This window comes from Nonomuraea sp. NPDC049486 (assembly GCF_040676925.1).
In the GTDB taxonomy this organism is placed as follows: domain Bacteria; phylum Actinomycetota; class Actinomycetes; order Streptosporangiales; family Streptosporangiaceae; genus Nonomuraea; species Nonomuraea ferruginea.
Genome location: NZ_JBFAPV010000004.1, coordinates 1 through 21,215, shown reverse-complemented (window position 1 = coordinate 21,215; position 21,215 = coordinate 1). Strand labels below are relative to the sequence as shown.

The window sequence follows — 21,215 nt, the reverse complement described above, 5'->3', positions numbered from 1 at the left end:
GCGTTAGCCTGATCCGTATGGACGACGGTGTGGAGATCATCGCCTTCCCCGACGCGGAGGCCTTCGAGAACTGGCTGGCCGAGCACCACACGCGGGCGGAAGGCGTCTGGGTCAAGGTGGCCAAGAAGAAGTCCGGCATCCCGTCCGTCACCGAGGACGAACTGGTCGACGTCGGGCTCTGCTGGGGCTGGATCTCGGGGCAGCGACGCGGCCTGGACGATCTCCACTACCTGCAGAAGTACGTCCCGCGCCGCCCCAGGAGCCTGTGGTCGCGGGTCAACGTCGACAAGGTCGCCGAGCTGACGGCCGCGGGGCGGATGCGCGAGCCGGGGCTGGCCGAGGTGCGTCGCGCCCAGGAGGACGGGCGGTGGGATCGCGCGTACGAGTCGCAGAAGAACGCGACGGTGCCGCCCGACCTCGCCGCCCTGCTGGACGCCGACCCGGCTGCCCGGCAGGCGTTCGAGGCGCTCGACAAGACGGGCCGCTACCTCGTGATCCTGCCGCTGCTCCAGGCTTCCACCCCGGAGATCCGGCAGGTCAGGCTCGCCAAGGCGCTGGAAGCGCTGGGAGACCGCTCGGCTTGAGGACAGCTGGATGCAAGTGATCCACAAGGGCTTCAAGATCAGATATCTGTCATGACGAACCAGAATAAAACCGGCGCCTTCGCGCGCACGAGCCGCCGAATCGCCGCAGCCGTGGTAGTCGCCGCCGCGTCCCTGGCCATCATCGGCACGGCGGCACAGGCGAAGCCCAGGTACGACGACTACTACCCCTGCTGGGTCGAAGACTACGGCTGGATGTACTGCAAGGACGTCGGCTAGACGTACATCCGGTCAACCATCGACGGCGTCCTCCGGGGGAAGATCGACCTGGAGGACGCGTTCGATGATGGTCTGCCAGCTTTCGGTCAGAGGGTGGGCCGCTTCCATGGCCGGTGGCGCGGCATCCTCGTCCATGGACAGATAGAGCAGCAGCGGGCCTTCCAGTGCGGCCGTGAGCTGGACGGCGAGGATGTCCGGGTGGGGCAGGCGCGAGCCTGACAGACCGAGGAGCATGCGGATGTGGGGCCGGGTCATGGCGACCTCGCCCACGGGGATCGGCTGGGCGCGGTCCAGGGCGGCCCGGGCGATGGCGTGGTGTTCCAGGAGGAAGGCGATGCGGGCGCGGCCGTAGGCGATCAGGCGCTGCGCGGGGTCGGCGCCCGGGCCCAGCGGGGGTGGGCCCGACAGCACCCGCTCCTGGAAGCGGCGCTCCTCCTCGTCGAGCAGGGCACGGAAGATGCCGGCCCGGGTGCGGAAGCGGCGGAAGACGGTGCCCTTGCCCAGACCGGCGCGCTCGGCGAGAGCGTCCATGGTCACCTTCCGCGTCCCGTGCTCAGCGATCATGGCGCGGGCCGCCGACAGCAACTGCTCGCGGTTGCGTGCCGCGTCCGCGCGCTCACCACGTGGTTTTCCCAGGGGCACGACAGGGAAGTTCACCCGATCAATCTAACCGGGAATGTTAACCGGGGTAAAGTCCGTTTCTCTGTCGAGAGACGCGGGCCCTGGAGCTCTCCGGGCCGTCGCGTGCGACCACCCCGCGTACCGCGGGAAGCATCCACCCTGAAGAAGTGATCGATCCATGCACCTGTTCCGACTCGACGCCAGCATCCTCCCGGCCGCCTCCGTCAGCGCCGAGATCGCCGACCGAGCCGAAGCCGAGTGGACCGCCGCCCACCCCTGGGGCACGGTGACCCGCCGCCACCTGGGCACCGACCCGCTGGCCGCCGACGCCTGGGCACAGGCCGCCACCGCCCGCTCCACCCCCGAGGCCGACCGCACCCCGGCGCAGCGCGACGCCCTGGCCCTGGCCACCGGACTGGCCGGGGAACTCCAGAACGCCGACGCCGTGATCATGGCCGTGCCGATCTACAACTACGGCGTCTCCCAGCACTTCAAGACCTGGTCCGACCTGGCCATGGCGGGCGCGGCCAAGGGCACCCCGCTGCTGAAGGGCACGCCCGCCGTACTGATCACCACACTCGGCGGCGGCTACGGCCCCGGCACCCCGCGCGACGGGTGGGACCACTCCACCCCCTACCTGAAGCGCGTCCTCGCCGACGTCTGGCAGGCGGACCTCACCCTGATCAAGTGTGAGCTCACCCTCGCCGCCACGACCCCGGGCATGGAGGAACTGAGGGACCTCTCCGCCCGGCAGCGCGCCGACGCCCTGGCCGCCGCCCTCGAAGCGGGCCGGTCACTGGCCAAGGCCTGATCCCCGACGGCGACGGCGGGCCCCACGTCCCTGGCGGCCCGCCGTCGCCTCTCCTCTTCACGACGAGGATCATCCGGATTCGGTGGGGAGGCCGGCGTCGGTCCAGTCCTCGATACCCTCCCGGTACTTGCGGACGTCGGTGTAGCCGAGGGCGGTGAGCCGGTCGGCGACCTGGCCGCTGTTGGGGCACGCCGGGTTGGAGCAGTAGGTGACGATGGCGGCGTCGAGGTCGGGGAGCAGGGCGGGTGCGAGCCTGTCGACGTCTTCCCTGACCAGGGCGATGGCGCCCGGCAGATGCCGCTTCGCGTGGTAGTCGCCGCCCAGCGCGTCGACGACGGTCACGGTGCCCGCGTCGATCGCGGCCTTCAGCTCGTCCCGGGTGATGAGTGCGGTCATGCCGCCACCTCCAGATGAATAGGACTATAGTCCGCTTATGTCTCGCGACAATAGCGGACTGCAGTCCGTTTCCGCAATCCCGTTGGAACTGCTTCTCAAGCCACCCCCGAAGGAACGGGCGGACGCGGCACGCAACCGGGCCGCCGTGCTGGAGGCCGCGGCCCGGCTGTTCGCCGAACACGGCGTGGAGGCGGTGTCCATGGATCAGGTGGCCGCGGCCGCGGGCGTCGGCAAGGGCACCTTGTTCCGCCGGTTCGGTGACAAGTCCGGACTGGCCGCGGCCCTGCTGGACGCCCGCGAGCGTGTGCTGCAGGAGGCGATCCTGCATGGACCGCCACCGCTCGGCCCCGGCGCGGCAGCCGGCGAGCGACTCGCCGCGTTCGTCGACGCGTACTTCGACTACCTGCTGGAGCACCTGGACCTGATCCGCATGTCGGAGACCGCGGCGCCGGGTGCCCGCTACCGGATCGGGGCCTACCGGTTCTGGCACCGCCATGTGGCGATCCTGCTCGACGGCACGCCCGACCCCGACTACGCCGCCCATGCGGTGCTGGCCGCCTTGTCGGCCGAGCACGTGTCCGCTCTCCTGCCGGAGCTGGGCGAGAAGCGGGTACGTGCCGGTCTCCATCGCCTCGCCCGTACGGCCGAGATGGTGCGCAAGACCGTGGCCTGAATACGATCTGGCCATGCCGGGTGAGACATGACGATCAAACTGGTCGTAGCGGACGACCACGCCATGATCAGGGCAGGGCTGCGGCTGGTGGCGGAGAACGCCCCAGGAGTGGAAGTGGTCGGTGAGGCGGCCGACGGCGTGGAGGCCGTCGCCGTGACGAGGGAGCAACGGCCGGACGTGCTGCTGCTCGATATCGCCATGCCGGGCCTGGACGGCCTGGCCGCCGCCACGATGCTGCTCGGGGACCCCGCCCCGCCGAGGATCCTGATGCTGACGACCTTCGGCAGCGACGAGAACCTGCACGCGGCGCTGCGCATCGGTGTCAGCGGCTTCCTGTTGAAGAGCTCGCCTCCCGAGCATCTCCTGGCGGCGATACGGGTCGTGGCGGCGGGTGACGGACTGATCGATCCCGCGGTCACCCTCCGGGTCATCGCGTCCTTCGCCGCTCAGCCCCCGCTTTCGCCTCCTCCTGAGCTGGCCGCGCTCACCGCGCGCGAGGTGGACGTGCTGCGGCTGCTGACGCGGGGGCTGTCCAACCGGGAGATCGCGCTGGAGTCCGGGGTCGGGGAGGCCACGGTCAGGAGCCATGTCGCCCAGATCCTGCGCAAGCTGGACGTGCGGGACCGTCTCCAGGCGGTGGTGCTCGCGTACGAGTCCGGCTTCGTCCGCCCTGGTCAGGAATGATGCGCCGCCGGGGCGCTGTAGCTGTTCGGGCGACCTTGGACCGCTGGGAGGTCCGGCCGCCGTGCACTAGCCTCACAGCATGATCGTCGACCACGCCGCTCGGGGCGGGTTCGCAGCGCGGGTCCGGCTCCGGCTCACTCAGGAGGAGCTCGCCGAGCGGGCCGGCGTCAGCTCGCGGTCGATCGGTGAGATGGAGCGGGGGCGCAGCCCCAGGACCCGCACGGTCGAGCAGCTCCCCGCCGACACCGCCGACTTCACCGGCCGCGAGCAGGAGGTCGCCACCGCCGTGCGGGCGCTGGCCGAGAAGTCCGGCACGGCGCCGGGGATCTGCGTGGTCGCGGGCGCGCCCGGCATCGGTAAGACGGTCTTCGCCGTCCCTTTGGCGCACCGGCTGTTGCCCCGTTTCCCCGTCTGCCAGCTGTTCGCCAACCTGCGCGGCGCGGACACGACGCCGGCCGAGCCGGCGGAGGTGCTCGCCGGGTTCCTGCGAGCACTGGGGGTCGACGGCAGGGCGATCCCCGAGGACCTGGACGAGCGCGCCGCGCTCTACCGCTCGCTGATGACGCGCCGGGAGGCGCTCGTCGTGCTCGACAACGCCTCGAACGAGGACCAGGTCCGGCCCCTGCTGCCCGGCTCGGCGGGCTGCGCCGTGCTGGTGACCTCGCGCAGGCGCCTGACCGGCTTGGGCGCGCAGGCGGTGATCGGCCTGCGTCCGCTCACCGGGGAGGAGTCGGCCGAACTTCTCGGCCGCATCGTCGGTGCCGAGCGAGTCTCGGACGACGCGGAAAGCGCCCAAGAGGTGGCACGCCTGTGCGGCGGGCTGCCGCTCGCCCTGCGCATCGCGGGCGCCCGGCTCGCGGCCCTGCCGCACCGCGGGCTCGACGAGCTGGCCCGGCGGCTGGCGGACGAGCACCGGCGGCTTGACCTGCTCTCCTATTCCGACCTCACCGTACGAGCCAGCTTCGACCTGAGCCACCGGGCCTTGAGCGAGCGGGAGCGGCGGCTGCTGCGGCGCCCGGCCGCGCTCGACGTGCCCGACGTCCCCTTGTGGCTGGCCGCCGCGATGGGCGAGACGGATCACGCCGAGGCCGAGGAGCTGGCAGGCGGCGCGGCGCTCGGGCGACAGGCGGGCGGAGGCGCTGGCCGTCACCCTGCTCGGGGAGTCGAGCATGACCTGCGGAGACCACCGGGAGGCCGACATCCAGTACGAGCTGGCCGAGCAGATCTTCACGGAGCTGGACGAAGAGCACGGCCTGGTCGAGCTCTGGAAGGCCCGCGCGGCGATGGATCGGCTGCGAGGCGACTACGACAGCGCCATGCGCCGGCAGCTGTGGAGTCGTGACGCCGCGCGGGCCGTCGCCGAGGTGAGGATGCGCGCCGGGGAAGCCTCGGTGGCCGTGCGCATCGTAGAGGAGGCGATGCCGGCCATCGACAAGATGGGCGCCGCTCCCTTACGGGCCCAGGCCGAGGACCTGCGGAGCCGGGCGTCTAGGTCGTCCTGACCGCCACGACCGCCGCGTCGTCCAAGCAGTAGAGCACGCCGTCCACCGCCTTGAGACAGGCTGCGCCCTCCATCTCGAGCTTGCGCAGCAGTTGTCCCGTCTCCAGGTGGAACGACTGCACACCCTCCAGTGAGGCCAGGTGGACCGCGCCCTCGGCGACGACCGGCAGGTCCTGCTGCACGTACGGGACCGCCTGCCGCCAGCGCACCTTCCCCGTGGAGGCGTCGAGGGCGACCAGGTTCTCCGCACCGTCGTACACGTACACCAGGCCGAGGGCCGTCTCGCGGGCCAGGGCGATCTCCGGCTCGATCGCCATGCTCCCGCTGCCCACTTTCGCCGTGGTGAGCCGGCTCCTCCAGCGCCGGGCCCCGGTTCCGGCGTCGTACGCGTACAGGCTGCCCGCCTCGTCACCGATGTAGAGATGCTTCCCGACGACCGACAGCGGCGGAGACCAAGGAAACTTTCGCGCTTTGGGGCCGCCGACCCACGCCACGTCCCCCGAATCGGCGTCGAGGGCGTGGATCTCGCCGTCGTGCAGCGGGGCGTAGACGAACCGCCCGCTCTTCACCAGGGAACCGCCTGTACCGCGGTAGTCCCGCACCAGCGCGCGCTTCCAGCGGAGCTTCCCCGTGACGACGTCGACGGCGTGCACCTCGGGTTTCGTCGTGCCGTACCAGGTGTAAAGCACATCGTCCGACACCGTGCACGCTTCCCTGTGGTCTTCGCCTTTCAGCGACCAGCGCATCTCACCGCGGGACGCGTCGTACGCGACGATCTCTTTCTCCCCCGACACGATGACGAGCCCTTTCGCCACGAGGGGCGGTGACGCTTGCGTGCCAGCGGTGAAGGGATGCGTCCATCTCGCCTGGCCGGTGGCCAGGTCGTAGGCGGATACCACGGCGTTGTCCCGCAGCGGCACGACCCGGTCCCACACGGCCACGGTCAGCGGTCGGCCCGGGAGGGTCAGGGGCTGGGTGGCCACCCGCCAGAGGACCTTGCCTGTCCTGGCGTCGAGCGCGGTCACGCCGGTGTCCCTCCCCATGGAGAACACGACGCCGGCCGCCACGTCCATGGTCTTGCCGAACCCGCCGATCGGAACCTTGGTCCGCCACAGGACGTCTCCGCCGGGCTCCGCGGAGGGTTTCGCTCTCGCGCCGGAGCCGGAGTCTCCTCCGGAGGCCAGGCCGATCCCGATGGCGGCCGCGACCGCCGCGGCCAGCCCACCTCCGCCGGCCACGAGCACCTGGCGGCGGGTCAAGCCGTCGGCGGGCGGGGGCTCGTCCAGCCGCCGCGTGACCGAGGTGATGATCAGTTCGGGCAGCCACGACGTGCCCTGGAGCGCGGTCGCGGGGGGCAGGTGCGGGGTCAGGCGGTCCAGGAGCTGCTCCGGTACGGGACGCAGCGCGGGCTCCTTGACCAGGCAGGAGGCCACCAGCTCGCGGAGCTCCGGGTCCCCTATCGCGGACAGCCTGGGCTCGTCGTGCACGATGCGGTAGATGAGCACGTCGGTGGGCCCCTCGCCGAACGGGCCCACGCCCGTGAGCGTGTACGCGAGCACGGCGCCGAGCGAGAAGACGTCCGCCGCGGTCCCGGCCTCCGCGAGCCCTGTCGCCTGTTCCGGGGCCATGAAGCCGGGTGAACCGATCACCGAGCCTGACATCGTCACCGTGGCCGACCCCGCCGCTCTGGCGATGCCGAAGTCGATGACCTTCGGGCCCTCGGCGGTGAGGATGACGTTGGACGGCTTCAGATCGCGATGCACCACGCCGGCCCGGTGGATGGCCTGCAGCGCCTCGGCGAGGCTCGCCCCGAGCGCGTACCCGCCGGTCACCGGCAACGGCCCGTGCGCGGAGACCGCCTGCTGGAGAGAGACGCCCCGCAAGTAGGCGGCGGCCAGCCAGGGGACGGGCGCCTCGGGGTCGGCGTCGATCACCGGCGCGGTGAAGGCGCCGCTCACCGCGCGAGCGGCGGCGACCTCGCGCCGGAAGCGAGCCCGGAACTCCGGGTCGCCCGCCAGGTCGGCGTGCACCAGCTTGAGCGCGACTTCCCGGCCCGAGCGGGAGCGGGCCAGGAAGACCTCGCCCATGCCACCGCTGCCGAGCCGGGCGAGCAGCCGGTATCCGCCGATCCGGGAAGGGTCGCGGGACAGGAGAGGATGCATGATCAAGCCGTTTCGAGTGATCCGGCCAGGTCCTTGGCGATCTTGTAAGCGGCCGTCAGCGCGGACTCCTCCGTCAGCTCGCCGGTCGGCGCCCTGTGTTCCACCCGGACGAGCAGGTTGTGCACGCGGAACCAGACGACGCCGTATGCCTCCACCTTGGACCTGTCGGAGCGCCGACCGTCGACGTAAGCGCAAGCGAACGCCTCATCACCCAGACCGCGAAGGGCGTGGAAGCGCAGCGAGCCGCGATGCTCATCGAGAATCATCGCGCCTTCTCTGGCTCGGTGATACTCCATCAGATAGTGGCGGGCCGCCTTGCGCTCGGCGGTGGCCGAGGCACCGTCGGGAACGGCGCTGACGGCCACGTGGACGGATCTCGTGTAATCCGTGTCATACCACGTGCACGAGCCTCCGGCGGCGCCCTCGACATATGCGAAACGGGTCAAGGGCATCGACGCCGCCGGAGTGACGCCCGTGCTCACCAGCACGTCCTCGCTCACGGTCGCGCAGATGTCCTCGGGGGCCGACAGGAGGTCGCCGGTGGACTGGTTGGCTGCGGTGACGACGGACAGCTTGCCGACCTCGAGCCCGAGTGCGCGAGCCACACCGGCCGCGACCTTCAGCGCGCCGTCCGTGAGAACGTGCTCGTCGTCGATCAGCTTCAGCTCCTGATCCCAAAGGCGTACCTCGTACTCCACCTCGGCGATGACGGCCTCGGTGCGGAACAACACCGTCCCGCCCCCTACGACGGCCTCATCCGCCAGACCCACCACGTCTCGCCACTGCGACGCGTGGTTGTTCTGCATGGTCTCGAAGAAGCCCATCGCGTCACTGACGGACGGCTTCTTGTCCGAGGACTGCTCCTCGGACAAGCTGACCCGAAGGGTGACCCTCCTCTTTCCGTAAAGGCTGGACGGGGTGCTCCAGGAGCACAGGAAAAATCTGGCTGTCTCTCTCACCCTCTGCTCTCCCGGTTCCGCGCCCGGCACGAGTTCCCTGATCGTCTCCGGGCTCACCCCGCAGCTCGCGGGCGGTCCCGCCCAGCGCGACGGCTTGGGAAGTGGATCGCGCATGAGCGGGACCGCCGAATCGTCGCCCGACCCCCATAGAAGGAAGCTGCCCGCCCCCGCGCCCAGCAGCGTCCCGACGACGATCGCGAAGATCAGCAGGCCACGGACCCGCGCCCTTGGCCAAGCCTTCATGGAGCCCCCCTTTCAGAGCGATTCACATGAAAGCCCAGACACCGCGGGACCCACCAGGACGTTACGCCTGACGTTTCACCGGACGCGGCCCTCGCCGTCGTGGTGAAACCGGCGGCACCGCGCCCCCGGCGACACGAAACGAGTGGTCTTGTGCCGGAGCAGGGGATTTCATATCGTTTGGCCTCAAACATCTCTCGCGATGGGCTCATGGCGCACCACACGCATCAGGACTGGCCGAACCAGGCCACGCGGCTGCGGCCGCCGACCGGCCATCACATCGGCGGGGCCCTGCTGAAAAGCTCGCCCCCCGAGCAACTCCTGGAGCTGACGCGGGGTCTGTCCAACCGGGAGATCGCGCTGGAGTCCGGCTTCGTCCGCCCTGGTCAGGAATGATGCGCGGTAACTGGCGGCCGAGCCGGATGGACACGCTGCTCGCGCTGGCCGTGGTGGTCGCCGGGCAGGTCGAGTCGTTCGGGCGGCAGGGGATCGAGCCGGGCCAGATCAGCCGCCCGGTGCCGCTGGCCGCCGGTGCGGCCGCCGCCGGGGCGCTGCTGCTGTTCCGGCAGAGGTTCCCGATGAGCATGCTGCTCGCGCTGGTGGGGATCGGCATCGGGGTGCGGGAGGTCACGGAGGCGGGCTACTACGCCGCGTGGCACTTCTACTCCACGCTCATCCTGGTGCACACCGTCGCCAGCGCGGCGGAGGTGCGTACCCGGCGAGGGCTGGCCGGGCTGGGGTGCGTCCTGCTCGCGTACGGCTATTTACAGACATTTCAGCATAATGACGTGGCCGAAGTGCTGATCAGCGCCATTTTCGTCGGCGTCGCGTACGCCAGCGGCATCCTGTTGCGCCGCCAGATCGATCAGACGTTACGCCTCACCAAGCAGGCCACCCGGTTGGAGGTCGAGCGCGAGGAGCGTGCCCGGCAGGCGGTCGCGGGTGAACGGGTGAGGATCGCCCGGGAGCTGCACGACATCGTCTCGCACAACGTCAGCCTGATGACCCTGCACACGGGCGGTGTACGGATGATGCTCCGCGACGCCCCGGACCGCGAGCGGGAACGCACACTGCTGACCGGCGTCGAACGGGCGGGCCGCGAGGCCATCGAGGAGCTCCGGCTGATGCTCGGCATGCTCCGCAGCCCCGGCGGCACGGCCGCCGAGCCGCACGCCACCGGGCTGGACCGGCTGGACGCCCTCGTCGCCCAGATCGAGGAGGCCGGTCCGGCCGTGGAGGTGCGGGTCGAGGGCGAGGCCAGGCCGGTGCCCCCAGGGCTGGAGCTGTCGGCGTACCGGGTGATCCAGGAGGCGCTGACCAACGCGTTGAAGCACGCGCGGGCGACCCGGATCGTCGTCACCGTCGCCTACTCCGCCGACGCCGTGGCCGTGGAGGTCACCGACGACGGCACGGGGGACGGGCAAGGGGGCGGGAGCGGGCAGGGCCTGATCGGGATGCGCGAACGGGTCGCGATGCACGGTGGCGACCTGTCCGCCGGCCCTGTGCGGGGTGGCGGTTACCGGGTACGCGCCAGGTTCCCCTCGGGCTGAGCCGCCCACTCCGCGTCGCTCATCCGTACGATGCGCAGGCCGATGACCCCGGCCCCGGCCAGGTACAGCAGTCCGCCCACGACCGTGCCGACCGGGAAGACCGGCGCCCCGAAGATACCCAGCAGTATGGCGAACGGCGCCCACCAAGGCGCCTTTCGGCAGTACGCCAGGACGAGCCCGAGCGCGAACAGGCCGAGGATCCCGGCGAACCCCGGGATCTGGAACCCGAACACGAGTCCCGGGTCGGCGAACGCCTGGTCGGCGAGCGCGGCCCCTTCGGCGGGCGGCAGCGAGCGCTCCAGGCGGGCGTAGAAGTAGTCGCCCAGCATCAGCCCGGAGAAGTTCACCACGCCGAGCAGGGCGATCCCGCCCGTGACGTGACCGAGGAGCACCGCGCGGTGGCGTACCAGGTGGATCATGCCGATGATGCCCGGGATCAGCAGCACCCAGCTCCAGTGCAGGACCGCCGCGCTGATCGACACCTCCTCCAGCTGACGCCCGTAGACGCCGGCCGTGTCGCCGCCGCCCTGGCGCAGAGCGGGGTCGGCGACCACCCCCGCGACGTACAGGACGGGCGCGGCGATGAGGCACGCGCCGGCGGCGAGCCTCCGGAATCGGATCGGATCTGACAACGACATGGTGTCCCCTAAGTGGCCGGTGATGCCACGAAGGCTAGGAACGCCCGGCCCTCCCCGTCGTCCACCGCCCGGCCGACACCCACTCCGCCATTTTGCTGGGGAGACCTGGGCGCACTATCTAGGGAGACCGCCGCGCAGCATACTGGCGGCAGTCGACGCGCGTCGTGGGGGCACTCATGAATCGATCGTTCGTCAGCTCGATCCTTCACCTGGTCAGGTTCGCGGGAGCCGCCCTGGCGATCTGGGGCATCGCCTACGTGATCAACGGCGCTACCCAGGCGGGCGGGTACGTCACCGTACGCGTGGCAACCGCTCCGGACGCCGGGCCCTCGCCGCTGAGCGGTGTGAGACTTCCCGACGGGGTCGTACTCCGGGGAGAGCTTCCGCTGGGCGTCTGGGGAGCCACCGTCGCCGAGCAGGTGCTCTCGCGCGCGGACGTCCTCCTGGGCGGTCTGTGCGCGGGCCTGGCCGCTCTGCTGCTGAGCTCCACCATGAAAGGGCGGCCTTTCACCCGGCGTGATACTGCCGGGCTCGTCGCCCTGGCGATCGTCATGAGCCTCGGCTCCCTGCTGCCGATCGTCGCCGCGGCGACCGTACTCGATCGGGCGGGGCTCACCCAGGACTTCGTCCCGTCAACCACGCTGTCGTGGGTGCCGATCGCGGGCGCCGGGCTTCTGCTCGCGCTGGCCCTGGCGTTCCACGCGGGAGCCCGGACCGATCCACGAAGCAGTGCACTCACCCGATAGCCGCGGTACGGTCGCGGCGCATGAGCAGGTGGCCCCGGCGGAATCGTTCATCCTCCAGAGGCTCGCGCAGCATCCGCGCCACCTCGACGAACTCCTCCTTGCGAGCCAGGTCGGCCAGCTCGTCGATCGGCCATCGGTAAGCCGGCGTGACCTTGTGGTCGAACCGGCTTACCGGGCCGCCCTCGGATTCGAAGAAACCGAGCAGGAGGTAACCCCCCGGGGCCAGCACCCGGCGGAACTCGGCGAAGTAAGGCGGCAGCTCTGTCGGCGGGGTGTGGATGAGGGAGTACCAGGAGAGCAGCCCGCCCAGCTCGCCGTCGGCCACGTCGAGGGCCCCCATCGAACCGACCTCGAACCGCAGGTCGGGATAGTCCCTACGGGCGATGTCGATCAGCCGGGGAGACAGGTCGACACCGAAGGCGTCCAGCCCGAGGTCACGCAGGTGTGCCGTCATGTACCCGGGACCGCAGCCGGCCTCCACGACGGGCCGGGCCCCGTCGGCCCGCACGAGCTCGGCGAACGCGGCGACCATCGAGCGGTCCAGCGGCAGGCGGTCGAGCGAGTCCCGGACGAAGTCGGCGTAGACGTCCGCGAGGGCGTCGTAGGCGTCCGCGGTCGCGGTCAGATAGGGGGAGGATTCGGCCACGGCGGACGACTGTAGCCCATCGGCCGAGCTACTCGCCCCGCAGAAGCACGTTGTGCAGGAGGCTGCTCTGCTCGCTCGGCATGAGGGAGCGGCGATCGACGAGGAGCCGGTGATAAAGGCCGATGTAGTGGCTCTCCCGGCGTGGGACGCTCCCGTCGGTGCCGAAGTTCTCGGCGATCCGTCCGTTCTGCACCAGGTACCCGGCTACGGCGTGATGGTCCAGAAGCAGCTCGGCGCCGGAGGCGAAGCGCACGCTGGTACGGCGGGCGGCGGCGGTGACCCGCCAGCTTGTCACGATCAGCGCCTCGAAGGGCTCGCCGTCGGAGGTGCAGAGGATGCGGGCTTCGTACGTCGAATCGTCCAACCGGCGCAGGGAGGTTCGCTCGACGGGATCGCAGAACCTGGGCAGGACGCTGAGGGCGTTGATCCCGGAGTCGATCCAGCTACTCGTGAATCGCTCCCGCGCCGCATCAAGGTCGTCGGCGTAGGGGTCGGTGAACCAGGCGTGGATCTCCCGTACGGGGCCGAGTTCGTGTGTGCGGACGATCTGCTCGCCCCAGAGCACTTCGGGAGCGTACGCCATGTGGAAGGCGACCTCGATCCCGTCGGACAGGAGCTTGGCGGCTTCGGCCAGGTCGTCGGCGGCCGGCTTCTCCACCAGGACGGCGGCGTCGGGGAAGAGTTCGCGCGCCTCGTGGCAGAGCATGCTGTGGGTGGGCGTGGGCGTGGCGATGACCACCAGTGTGGGGGTGCCGGCGACCTCCCGAAGGGTGGGCGTCACGGGCAGTTCACGGCCGCGGAAGGTGATCCTCTCCGGCAGTGCGGGATCGACTCCGGCGATGACGTCTACCTGGGGCATGTCCGCCAGGACGTTCAAGTGGGTACGTGCGACCGCGCCCAGCCCCACCATGAGCACCGAGTCCGTCATCGCCGCCCTCCTTCTGCGGAAATGATCGCGGTCCAGCGGCGGCGGGCTGCCTCTGGGCCGTCGATCCAGTCGATGTCGTCGAAGAGTGTGCCGTTGTCAGAGGGATTCCACCAGGCGGCGATCTGGCCCCAGAATCGGTTGCCGCCGAGTGCGGTGGTGATCTGGGTGAGTCGGGCGGCGGCGGTGGCGTGCTCGTTCCAGTCGGCGCGGACGACGCTGCTGTAGGCACGGGCGCTCCAGCACCAGACCTCGCCGCCGGGGTAGCCGCAGTCGGTGGTCAGGGTGAGTCCGCGGGCGATCTCTTGCTCGGCCTCGTCGTAGCGGGCCTGGTTGACCAGCGCGACGGCGGTGGCCGCGTGGAGTTTGACGAGTTCGATCTGGTTGCTGATGCTCGCGTTGATCCGCTGTGCGTCGGGCAGCAGTCGCAGTGACTCGCGCGGGCGTTGCCAGGCCAGGGTCTGGATGAGATCGGTGAGGGCCTTGCCCTCCGCACCGAGGTTGGCCGTGTCGCGGGCCAGAGCCAGTGCCTGGCGGTAGCTGGCTTCGGCGTCGGCGAACAGGGCGTTGACCCGGTAGACGTGCCCGCGCAGGCGCAGAACCTCTCCCTTGAGCTCGTCGGGCTGCTCGCCCAGAGCATCGAGGGAGGCGAGTACGGTGCCGAAATCGCCTGCGAGGAACCGGTAGTCGGCCAGCCAGTATCCGGCCTCGGGCGCGAACCCGTCCGCGCCAGCCGCGATCAACATCTGGTAGTGCTCGGCGGCATGGGCGTAACGACCGGCGACGCGCAGGGCGTGCGCGTGGTGCAACAGCAGGAAGTGCCGGAGCCGGTTCTGCTGCGGCTGCCGGCCGAGAGCTTGTTCGGTGGCGGCGATGGCCTCCTCCAGCCGTCCCGATCGCCGTTCCCGAGCCCCGCGCAGGCCCAGCAGCAGCGCCGACGCCGCGACCTGGGTCTGCGGGGCCTCGGGCAAGTGACTCCACCGGCCGGACACCAGCAGCCGCTGCGCGGCATCGACCAGCCAGTACGGGAAACGGTCAGTGTACGTGCACAGGAGGAGCGCCTGCCGGAACGCCGCCACTTCGGCGCTCCGATCACCATGCGCGGCGGCCGCCGTGCAGATCTGAGCCAGATGATCGGTGAGCCGGTCGGCGACCTCGGCCCGCTCCCGCTCCGACCACGAGTCGGCCAGGTCCACGTCGGCCTCGCACAGGGCTTCCCGTAGCACCTGGTGCAAGGAGTACGGCCACGTCCACTCGGGATTCACTTCCAGGAACGAGCGGTCCTTGAAGTTGCGCAACGCCGCATCGGGAATGGCGGGGCAGGCAGCGCTGAGCATGTCCATGTCGAAGGTGTCCAGAAGCGCCGCGGTACGCAGCAACTCGCGCTCGTTCCGGCCCAGGTCGCGCAGCACCCGTGCGGCGACCGTACGCAGAGGCTGCCCGAAATCCTCGGCCGTGGGCGCCTTTCCCCGCGCCAGCAGATCCAGATACCGGGTGACCGCGAGATCCAGGTACAGCGGGAGTCCGCCCCCGGCCGCGACGATCCGTTCACGGATGACGGCGTCCATCACCGGAGTGCCGTCTTTCACCATGGCGTTGCGCAGGTAGTCGTCGGCGTCGTCCGCCGACAGGTAGCCGACCAGGTGCTGGCGAGGCTCCTCGCCGTGGTGGTCGGCATGCAGACCGGGCCAGCGCTCCGGGCCGGGGAAGTCGAGCTCGTCGACGTGGGCCCAGTCGATCCGGTTGCGGCCCGTGATGACGAACAGCGTGTTCGGCATGAGGAAGACCGACCGCTGCAGGAACCGTTCGAAATCGCGGTGGTGCCGGCCGCCGGCGTTCTCGTAGGTGTCCAGGAACACCACCGCGCGCGGATGCGGCCCGGCCAGGCGTTCGAGGTCCCAGGCCAGCAGATACGGGAAGTACGACAGCGTCTCCACATCGGGGTCGGCTTGGAGCAGCTCACCCAGCAGTTCACACCTCTTCAGGGTGCGGTGCTTGACGATCGCCTCGGCGGCCCTGTTGTAGAGCAGGCTCCCCACCCGGTGGGTGACCTCGCCCACTCCGGGCAGCGCGCCGATCACGTCGGCGATCGTTCCCGTGATCTGCTCGGGCAATCCGATCGCCTGAGAAGTACGGCTGAGCATCGAGTCGCCGTTGATGAACTCCTCCAACGGCCGCCCGGGATGCGCCCGCTCCCAGTACGCGCTCAGCGCCAGATCGAACGCCGGCCACCGCCGCGCCAGATGCCCGAGCCCGGCTCGCAACCGCAGTACGTACGACTCCACTTCCGGCACCGCCGACTCGGCGAAGTCCACCCGCACCGCCGCCCGCTCGTCCTGGCTCATGAACCGGCGCTCGAGCTCGGCCGAGAGCGTCGTCTTCCCGATGCCGCCCACGCCGTAGTAGACGAGCACGTTCCGCCTCGGCACCCGCCGATCCGTCACCGGGGATATCTCCGCCTGTTGGAGGCGGGATGCCAGAGCCTCGATCGACCTGTCGAATGCGCCTATTTCGGATGCGCGATTCGTGAAAATCTGTTGCGCGGATATAGGGGAATCGAGCCCCAACGCGAACGCGGCACGCAGATTCAGCTTCGACACATCGTCCAACGCTACGCAGAAACGCCTGTCGGATGAGTCCTACCGGCGGGTAAGACCACCGTTCAGGCACCCGATTCCTCGTAGAGGGGATTTTGGCTGTTTCAAAATCTTTTATCCGGCCAACCAGTGCGTGGCCCCAAGCAGGCCGGCCGTCAACGTCCACGCCGCCTCGTGGATCAGGCCATCAGCGGATTTCCACACGAACGCGAATCCTTTGTCCCAGACATTAAGCGGCAAGGTGATGACACAATGTGACCATGCGGCGACCCCGAGCGAGATACTTCAACACCACCGGACCGTGCAGCCCGCAGCACCACTACATCTTGCCTCCCACGCAACGGCTCCCCGAGGCGCGCGAGCTCATCGAGATGGACCGCTACTTCGTGCTGCACGCGCCCCGGCAGACCGGCAAGACCACCATGCTGCGCACCCTGGCGTCCGAGCTGACCGCCGAGGGCGACATCGCCGCCCTGATGTTCTCCTGCGAGCGCGCCAAGTCGGCCGGTGACGACTACGCCGCCGCGGAGTCGCTTCTGCTGGATTCCCTCCGCGAGGCCGCCGCGCGGTCGGGATGGCCGAAGAAACTGCTCCCGCCGGATTCCTGGCCGCAGGTCACGCCCGGCGCCCGGTTCGGTTCGGCGCTGAGCGAGTGGTGCCGCCGCTGCCCGCGCCGCGTGGTGCTGCTCCTCGACGAGATCGACGCCCTGCAAGGCAACAGCATGGTCAGCATCCTCAGCCAGCTCCGCCACGGTCACAACGCCCGGCATGAGGGCCAACCGTTCCCCGCATCCGTGGTGCTGTGCGGGCTGCGCGACCTGCGTGACTACAAGGTCGCCTCGGGTGGCGAAGCCGGCAGGTCGAACCCGGCCAGCCCGTTCAACATCGTCGCCAAGTCTCTGCGCCTGGGCGACTTCACCGCCGACGACATCGCCGACCTCTACGACCAGCACACTCAGCAGACCGGGCAGGAGTTCACCAAGGACGCGGTGGAGCGGGTGTTCGAGCTGACGCAGGGACAGCCGTGGCTGGTCAACGCCCTGGCCCATGAGGTCGTCTTCGAGATGGGCGTGACCGGCGCAGTCACCGCCGGGCAGGTGGAAGACGCCAAGGAACGGTTGATACGGGCGCGCGCCACGCATCTGGACTCTGTGATGGCCCGGCTGCACGAGCCGCGGGTCAAGCGGGTGATGGAGCCTGTCGTGGCCGGGACCTTCCCCCATATCGACCCCGCCTTCTCCGACGACCTGTCCTACGTACGCGACCTGGGCCTGATCAAGCAGAAACCCCCGCTCGAAGTGGCGAACCCGATCTACCGGGAGGTCATTCTGCGCGTGCTCGGAGACCCGTCCGAGCAGTACGTGATGGCCGACCCGCGCAGTTTCGTGCTGCCGGACGGCCGGTTCGACCTGCCGCGCCTGCTGGAGGAGTTCGTCGTCTTCTGGCGCGAGCACGGCGAGGTGCTGGTCCGTCAGGAGGGCTACCACGAGGCCGCCTGCCAGATCATCCTCATGGCTTTCCTGCACCGCCTGGTCAACGGCGGAGGCTACCTCGACCGGGAGTACGCCGCCGGCACCAAACGCCTGGACGTGCTCGTCCGCTGGCCCTACACGAGCCCCGACGGCGAACGCCTGATGCAGCGCGAGGCCATGGAACTGAAGGTGTGGCGAGCAGGCGCGAACGACCCGACACCCGACGGCCTCGCCCAGCTCGACCGCTACCTGGACCGCCTCACCCTCTCCACCGGCGCGCTGGTGATCTTCGACCGCCGCCCCGAGGCCCCGCCCTGGCAGGAACGCGGCGGCTTCGAACAGACGACCACACCCTCCGGCCGCCAGGTCACCGTCCTGCGAGTATGACGGGCGCCCGAGTTTCAACGGGCTTCGCCTCTGAGCAGTGCCACCCAGACCCGCTCAGCCTCCGCTGTCGTGGTCCACGCCGTCTCCTGCATCACGCCTTTGACAGATCGCCGGACGAACGCGAGCCCACCCGCGACGCAGAACTCGTAGCAAGGCGCAGACCGGCTGCACGTGTGCTCGCGCACCCGAACCCGCACGCACCGAGCGGCGGGGTTCGCCCAGGCGATCTGTTCATGTTCCTCCTGGGCAGGAGCCACGTGAAGGCCGTGATACTCCTCCAGTAGGTCTGACGCCCCGCTCATCGCCGGCCTGCCGTACGAGGCAGCGCGAACCAGGTCGCCTTACCCGCCAGCCCGGGGCACGTGGCGAACCCCTGCGGAACGCAGCCGTACAGCCCGGCCGACAGCTCCGCCACGATCAGCAGTCCCCGCCCGTGCTCGGCCTGAGCATCTGCACCCCGGTGCACCGGGCGAACGGCTCCGGCATCGACCACCATGCACACCACTTCGACCGGATCGACCCGTACCACCAGCTCGTACGGCGCGTCACCGTACAGAACCGCGTTCGTGACCAGCTCGCTGACCATCAGCACCGCGTCGTCCACCAGCTCCCGCCCCAGACCGACCAGCAGAAGCGCGCGCCGGACGAGGTCACGGGCATCACCGACCGCACGGGCGTCATCCCGGAGCCGCCAGACCATGCTCCGCCCGGCGAAGCTTGAACGCTCCGCCGACACAATGGCCTTCGCCGATCGCGCGACTCCCGGGGCGATCTCACCGAGCAAGAGACCTTTTCCGTGCATTTGCATCCTTTCCTATGGGATGTCGATTTTCGCCCGCCTTATACATGTCACAAAGCATCCGTCCATAGCGTTTCGGCGTCCATTTCCTGTCAGGACAAGAGGCTGGGCAGAAACCTTTGACTTTCAGTCTGCCCAGGTGAAGACTCTTTTTGCAGAAAGAACCAGTGCACAATCGAGTCCCAAAAATTCCCTTCGATTGGGGCTCGTCGTCAACATTCGTCAAGTTGCCGGGGAGACAGGTGAGAGATTTTCATGAGGAACGACCTTGATCCACGTCTCACGCCAGCGCAGCGCTTCGGCAGAGAACTCGCTCGAATACGCAAGGAGAACGAACTGACGCAGTCGGCTCTGGGCAAGCGCCTGGACTGCTCGTCATCACTCGTCGCCCACATCGAAAAGGGGAATCGCAAGCCGAAGCCGGATTTCGCCGCGGGCTGCGATCAGGTGTTCGGTACCGGCGACCTCTTCACCCGCCTGTGCCGCAGCATCACATCTCCGTCCGGACCAGGCTGGTACCTCCGGTGGACCGACGAGATCGAACCCTCGGCACATGTCCTCAGAAGCTGGGATCCGCTCCTGTTCCCTGGCCTGCTCCAGACCGAGGACTACGCCAGAGCCGTCTTTCGAGGCGGTCCCGCGGGGGCCTCAGACCGAAGGGTTGAGGACGGTGTCAGCGCTCGCATGCACCGCCAGCTCATCCTCGACACTGAAGCACCTCCCACTCTGTGGGTCCTCTTTGACGAGATGGTGCTTCGTCGGCCCGTCGGGGGACCGCAAGGCATGGTTACGCAACTGGAGCATGTCCTCGCCGTTGCCGACCGTCCCTACATCACGGTGCAAGTCGTCCCCTTCGACACTCCGTGTACTGCCGGCCTGCTGTCCAGCTTCATCATTGCTGAGCTACCGGACGGCCCCACGGCTGTATCGGTGGACTCCGCAGGCAGAGGCGAGGTGTCAGCCGAACACGACTTCGTTACGTTGATCTGGGACAGGTATGACAAACTACGAGCAGAGGCGTACCGTCCTGGACACTCTCTAGAGATGATCGAGGAAGCCCGAGACCAATGGAAGCTCAAGACCTAAGCCATGCGGACCTCCTCCGGGCGGCGTGGAGGAAGAGTTCCCGCAGCGGTGACAACGGCGGGAACTGTGTCGAGGTCGCCAGCAATCTCCCTGGGATCATCGCCGTTCGCGACAGCAAGAACCCTAACGGCCCCGCGCTCGTCTTCACTCCGGGCGAGTGGCGAGCTTTCCTCAGCGGTGTCAAGATCGGCGAGTTCGACGCATAGCCTGATTGCCCTGCGGACAGCGAGCGTCTTGTCATTCCCTTCGGGGGGTATGAACCGTTGTATATCGTGTTGCAAGCGCCTGACGTTTAGGACGGTCAGGCGCTTGTTACGTCATCCGCCACAGCTGGCTGCTTGAGCCCGGCCCCCTCGATCAATTCGGCTTGGGTCAGACCGAGCTCTTCGCGGCGGTTCCGTACGGCCGCACCGAGTTCGAAGCGCAGACGTGCCGCCTCATAGGCGGCTCCGGCGCCGGGGCGGCTCATGATCTCTGCGCGCTTGTCCGCCCATGCCTTGCGATCACCCATGTCGATCACTCCTCGTCCTCTGCGTGTGCCTCGGCGACACATCGCCGCATCGCCTGCACGGCTCGTTCGATCTCCGCGGTCTCCCGCATCCGCTGCTGGCGGAAGATCGTGAGTAGGGGACGTCCGTTGGACAGCCAGCGCCACGGTGTCAGTGTCGAATCAGGGAAAGGTATGCCTCGGCAGCATTGCTGCGGTCGCCCTGGTCAGATAGGACGACCCACGGTGCTTGGCGCGTATCGTCGCCCAGGTCGAGGCGCCGCAGATGACTCCGGTCCCGCGCACTTAGGCGCTCACGTAGTTGCCTGGGATTCTCCACGAGACTGAACAGGAAGGCCAGGTCGAATAGGTGTCGTTGCGGATCACGCGAGTCGGCTACGGCAGCGCGAGCTTTGATGACGAGGGCGCCTCCCAGATCGGGCATCGGAATCTGGCCATGCGTGGAGCCGAACATGACGGGCATGACGCCTGTGCTTTGCAGCGCACGCCATCCGCCATCGATCTCGACAGCGTCTTTGCCCACTATCGCAATGGGAGAAGGTGCCGAGGCGGATGGTCCGGCGCGACGATATCGATGACCAGATTGTCCTGCGTGAATCGGTGCAGTCGCCTACCGTCCGAGGTAGGAGCAGGGGTGAATCCCAGCGAACGGACGTGAGCGGCGCAGGTAGTCAGGCTGGACGGCCTCAGCACGAGATTTGCGATGACGTCCAGGTCCGATGAGAAACGTACGGGGGTCCTGCCCAGGGCCAAGCCGTGAAGCGCGACCATCTGGCCTCCGATGAGCGCCCACGCACGCTCTTCCAGCACCCTCGACAGATTCAGCATGGTTGGCCACAACCGATCGTCGGGCAGGCTGACCTGGCCGAGGTCCACGGGTTGGTTCCTGAGACGAGGGGTAAGCATTCAGAAGTGTGTGATCACGCTGGCGTGAGCGGCATCCGCTGGATGGGATGATCGTCGGGTGCCGAGGACCCCGGATCGCCGCACGTC

24 protein-coding genes are annotated in these 21,215 nt (G+C 69.0%); 13 read left to right on the top strand and 11 right to left on the bottom strand.

Annotation, left to right across the window (positions count from 1 at the left end):
• The first annotated feature begins 17 nt into the window (after positions 1-17).
• Both AB0K05_RS12440 and AB0K05_RS12435 read left to right on the top strand, forming a co-directional pair.
• Entirely contained in the window at positions 18-584 is a 567-nt protein-coding gene (locus AB0K05_RS12440; RefSeq protein WP_364228881.1) for a YdeI/OmpD-associated family protein, read from the top strand.
• A gap of 51 nt (positions 585-635) precedes the next feature.
• On the top strand, positions 636-821 hold the full coding sequence (locus tag AB0K05_RS12435) for a hypothetical protein (protein ID WP_148035761.1): 186 nt from the start codon (positions 636-638) through the stop codon (positions 819-821).
• 12 nt (positions 822-833) lie between these two features.
• Here the strand turns inward: AB0K05_RS12435 and AB0K05_RS12430 are convergent, their stop codons facing one another.
• Positions 834-1,478 carry a helix-turn-helix domain-containing protein gene (locus tag AB0K05_RS12430; RefSeq protein ID WP_364228878.1) on the bottom strand — a complete coding sequence of 215 codons (645 nt, stop codon included), beginning with the start codon at positions 1,476-1,478 and terminating at the stop codon, positions 834-836.
• A gap of 142 nt (positions 1,479-1,620) precedes the next feature.
• Here AB0K05_RS12430 and AB0K05_RS12425 point away from each other — a divergent pair, with 142 nt between their 5' ends.
• Positions 1,621-2,253 carry an NAD(P)H-dependent oxidoreductase gene (locus AB0K05_RS12425; RefSeq protein WP_364228876.1) on the top strand — a complete coding sequence of 211 codons (633 nt, stop codon included), beginning with the start codon at positions 1,621-1,623 and terminating at the stop codon, positions 2,251-2,253.
• Positions 2,254-2,322: 69 nt separating this feature from the next.
• Here AB0K05_RS12425 and AB0K05_RS12420 read toward each other — a convergent pair whose 3' ends face one another.
• The gene (locus tag AB0K05_RS12420) at positions 2,323-2,649 is read right to left on the bottom strand and encodes a rhodanese-like domain-containing protein (protein ID WP_364228874.1); all 327 of its coding nucleotides are present in this window, start codon (positions 2,647-2,649) and stop codon (positions 2,323-2,325) included.
• An 82-nt stretch (positions 2,650-2,731) separates the two neighbouring features.
• On the opposite strand from AB0K05_RS12420, the gene AB0K05_RS12415 reads away from it, so the two are divergent.
• The 4 genes from AB0K05_RS12415 (at position 2,732) to AB0K05_RS12400 (ending at position 5,508) form a co-directional block, all read left to right on the top strand.
• Positions 2,732-3,322, top strand: coding sequence for a helix-turn-helix domain-containing protein (locus tag AB0K05_RS12415; protein WP_364228872.1), 591 nt, complete (start codon positions 2,732-2,734; stop codon positions 3,320-3,322).
• Positions 3,323-3,349: 27 nt separating this feature from the next.
• Positions 3,350-4,006 (top strand): response regulator transcription factor, encoded by a 657-nt coding sequence (locus AB0K05_RS12410; protein WP_364228870.1) that lies wholly within the window; start codon positions 3,350-3,352, stop codon positions 4,004-4,006.
• Between the two features lie 79 nt (positions 4,007-4,085).
• Positions 4,086-5,348, top strand: coding sequence for an NB-ARC domain-containing protein (locus AB0K05_RS12405; RefSeq protein ID WP_364228868.1), 1,263 nt, complete (start codon positions 4,086-4,088; stop codon positions 5,346-5,348).
• Positions 5,323-5,508 (top strand): hypothetical protein, encoded by a 186-nt coding sequence (locus AB0K05_RS12400; protein WP_364228866.1) that lies wholly within the window; start codon positions 5,323-5,325, stop codon positions 5,506-5,508. Before AB0K05_RS12405 ends, AB0K05_RS12400 begins: the two co-directional genes overlap by 26 nt.
• Here AB0K05_RS12400 and AB0K05_RS12395 read toward each other — a convergent pair.
• Together AB0K05_RS12395 and AB0K05_RS12390 are read right to left on the bottom strand one after the other, a co-directional pair.
• Positions 5,495-7,669, bottom strand: a complete 2,175-nt coding sequence (locus AB0K05_RS12395) for a PQQ-binding-like beta-propeller repeat protein (RefSeq protein WP_364228864.1) — start codon at positions 7,667-7,669, stop codon at positions 5,495-5,497. The two genes, AB0K05_RS12400 and AB0K05_RS12395, sit on opposite strands and share 14 nt — an antisense overlap.
• Before the next feature lie 2 nt (positions 7,670-7,671).
• Positions 7,672-8,871: a hypothetical protein gene (locus AB0K05_RS12390; protein ID WP_364228862.1), complete on the bottom strand. Its 1,200-nt coding sequence runs from the start codon at positions 8,869-8,871 to the stop codon at positions 7,672-7,674.
• Positions 8,872-9,078: 207 nt separating this feature from the next.
• Here AB0K05_RS12390 and AB0K05_RS12385 point away from each other — a divergent pair, with 207 nt between their 5' ends.
• Together AB0K05_RS12385 and AB0K05_RS12380 are read left to right on the top strand one after the other, a co-directional pair.
• Positions 9,079-9,264, top strand: coding sequence for a hypothetical protein (locus AB0K05_RS12385; protein WP_364228860.1), 186 nt, complete (start codon positions 9,079-9,081; stop codon positions 9,262-9,264).
• Positions 9,261-10,418, top strand: a complete 1,158-nt coding sequence (locus AB0K05_RS12380) for a histidine kinase (protein ID WP_364228858.1) — start codon at positions 9,261-9,263, stop codon at positions 10,416-10,418. The genes AB0K05_RS12385 and AB0K05_RS12380 overlap by 4 nt, the downstream gene beginning before the upstream one ends.
• Here AB0K05_RS12380 and AB0K05_RS12375 read toward each other — a convergent pair.
• Positions 10,385-11,056 carry a hypothetical protein gene (locus tag AB0K05_RS12375; RefSeq protein ID WP_364228856.1) on the bottom strand — a complete coding sequence of 224 codons (672 nt, stop codon included), beginning with the start codon at positions 11,054-11,056 and terminating at the stop codon, positions 10,385-10,387. The genes AB0K05_RS12380 and AB0K05_RS12375 overlap by 34 nt on opposite strands.
• A 176-nt stretch (positions 11,057-11,232) precedes the next feature.
• On the opposite strand from AB0K05_RS12375, the gene AB0K05_RS12370 reads away from it, so the two are divergent.
• Entirely contained in the window at positions 11,233-11,802 is a 570-nt protein-coding gene (locus tag AB0K05_RS12370; protein WP_364228854.1) for a hypothetical protein, read from the top strand.
• On the opposite strand, the gene AB0K05_RS12365 is transcribed toward AB0K05_RS12370, so the two are convergent.
• From AB0K05_RS12365 to AB0K05_RS12355, 3 genes are read right to left on the bottom strand one after another with little or no spacing between them, the layout of a single operon-like run.
• A complete protein-coding gene (locus AB0K05_RS12365; RefSeq protein ID WP_364228852.1) occupies positions 11,792-12,448 on the bottom strand; it encodes a class I SAM-dependent methyltransferase in 657 nt (218 codons plus the stop codon). The genes AB0K05_RS12370 and AB0K05_RS12365 overlap by 11 nt on opposite strands.
• Before the next feature lie 28 nt (positions 12,449-12,476).
• On the bottom strand, positions 12,477-13,376 hold the full coding sequence (locus tag AB0K05_RS12360; RefSeq protein WP_364228850.1) for a Gfo/Idh/MocA family oxidoreductase: 900 nt from the start codon (positions 13,374-13,376) through the stop codon (positions 12,477-12,479).
• A complete protein-coding gene (locus AB0K05_RS12355; protein WP_364228848.1) occupies positions 13,373-15,973 on the bottom strand; it encodes a hypothetical protein in 2,601 nt (866 codons plus the stop codon). Before AB0K05_RS12355 ends, AB0K05_RS12360 begins: the two co-directional genes overlap by 4 nt.
• Positions 15,974-16,230: 257 nt before the next feature.
• Between AB0K05_RS12355 and AB0K05_RS12350 the strand changes: the two genes are divergently transcribed.
• Positions 16,231-17,829, top strand: coding sequence for an ATP-binding protein (locus AB0K05_RS12350; RefSeq protein WP_364228846.1), 1,599 nt, complete (start codon positions 16,231-16,233; stop codon positions 17,827-17,829).
• A 298-nt stretch (positions 17,830-18,127) separates the two neighbouring features.
• Here the strand turns inward: AB0K05_RS12350 and AB0K05_RS12345 are convergent, their stop codons facing one another.
• A complete protein-coding gene (locus AB0K05_RS12345; RefSeq protein WP_364228844.1) occupies positions 18,128-18,613 on the bottom strand; it encodes an ATP-binding protein in 486 nt (161 codons plus the stop codon).
• 270 nt (positions 18,614-18,883) lie between these two features.
• On the opposite strand from AB0K05_RS12345, the gene AB0K05_RS12340 reads away from it, so the two are divergent.
• Positions 18,884-19,714, top strand: coding sequence for a helix-turn-helix transcriptional regulator (locus AB0K05_RS12340; protein WP_364228842.1), 831 nt, complete (start codon positions 18,884-18,886; stop codon positions 19,712-19,714).
• Complete coding sequence (locus AB0K05_RS12335) at positions 19,696-19,920, top strand: DUF397 domain-containing protein (RefSeq protein WP_364228840.1); 225 nt, start codon at positions 19,696-19,698, stop codon at positions 19,918-19,920. Before AB0K05_RS12340 ends, AB0K05_RS12335 begins: the two co-directional genes overlap by 19 nt.
• Positions 19,921-20,015: 95 nt before the next feature.
• Here the strand turns inward: AB0K05_RS12335 and AB0K05_RS12330 are convergent, their stop codons facing one another.
• Entirely contained in the window at positions 20,016-20,225 is a 210-nt protein-coding gene (locus AB0K05_RS12330) for a hypothetical protein (protein ID WP_364228838.1), read from the bottom strand.
• A gap of 148 nt (positions 20,226-20,373) precedes the next feature.
• On the bottom strand, positions 20,374-20,745 hold the full coding sequence (locus AB0K05_RS12325) for a hypothetical protein (protein WP_364228836.1): 372 nt from the start codon (positions 20,743-20,745) through the stop codon (positions 20,374-20,376).
• Between the last annotated feature and the right edge of the window lie 470 nt (positions 20,746-21,215).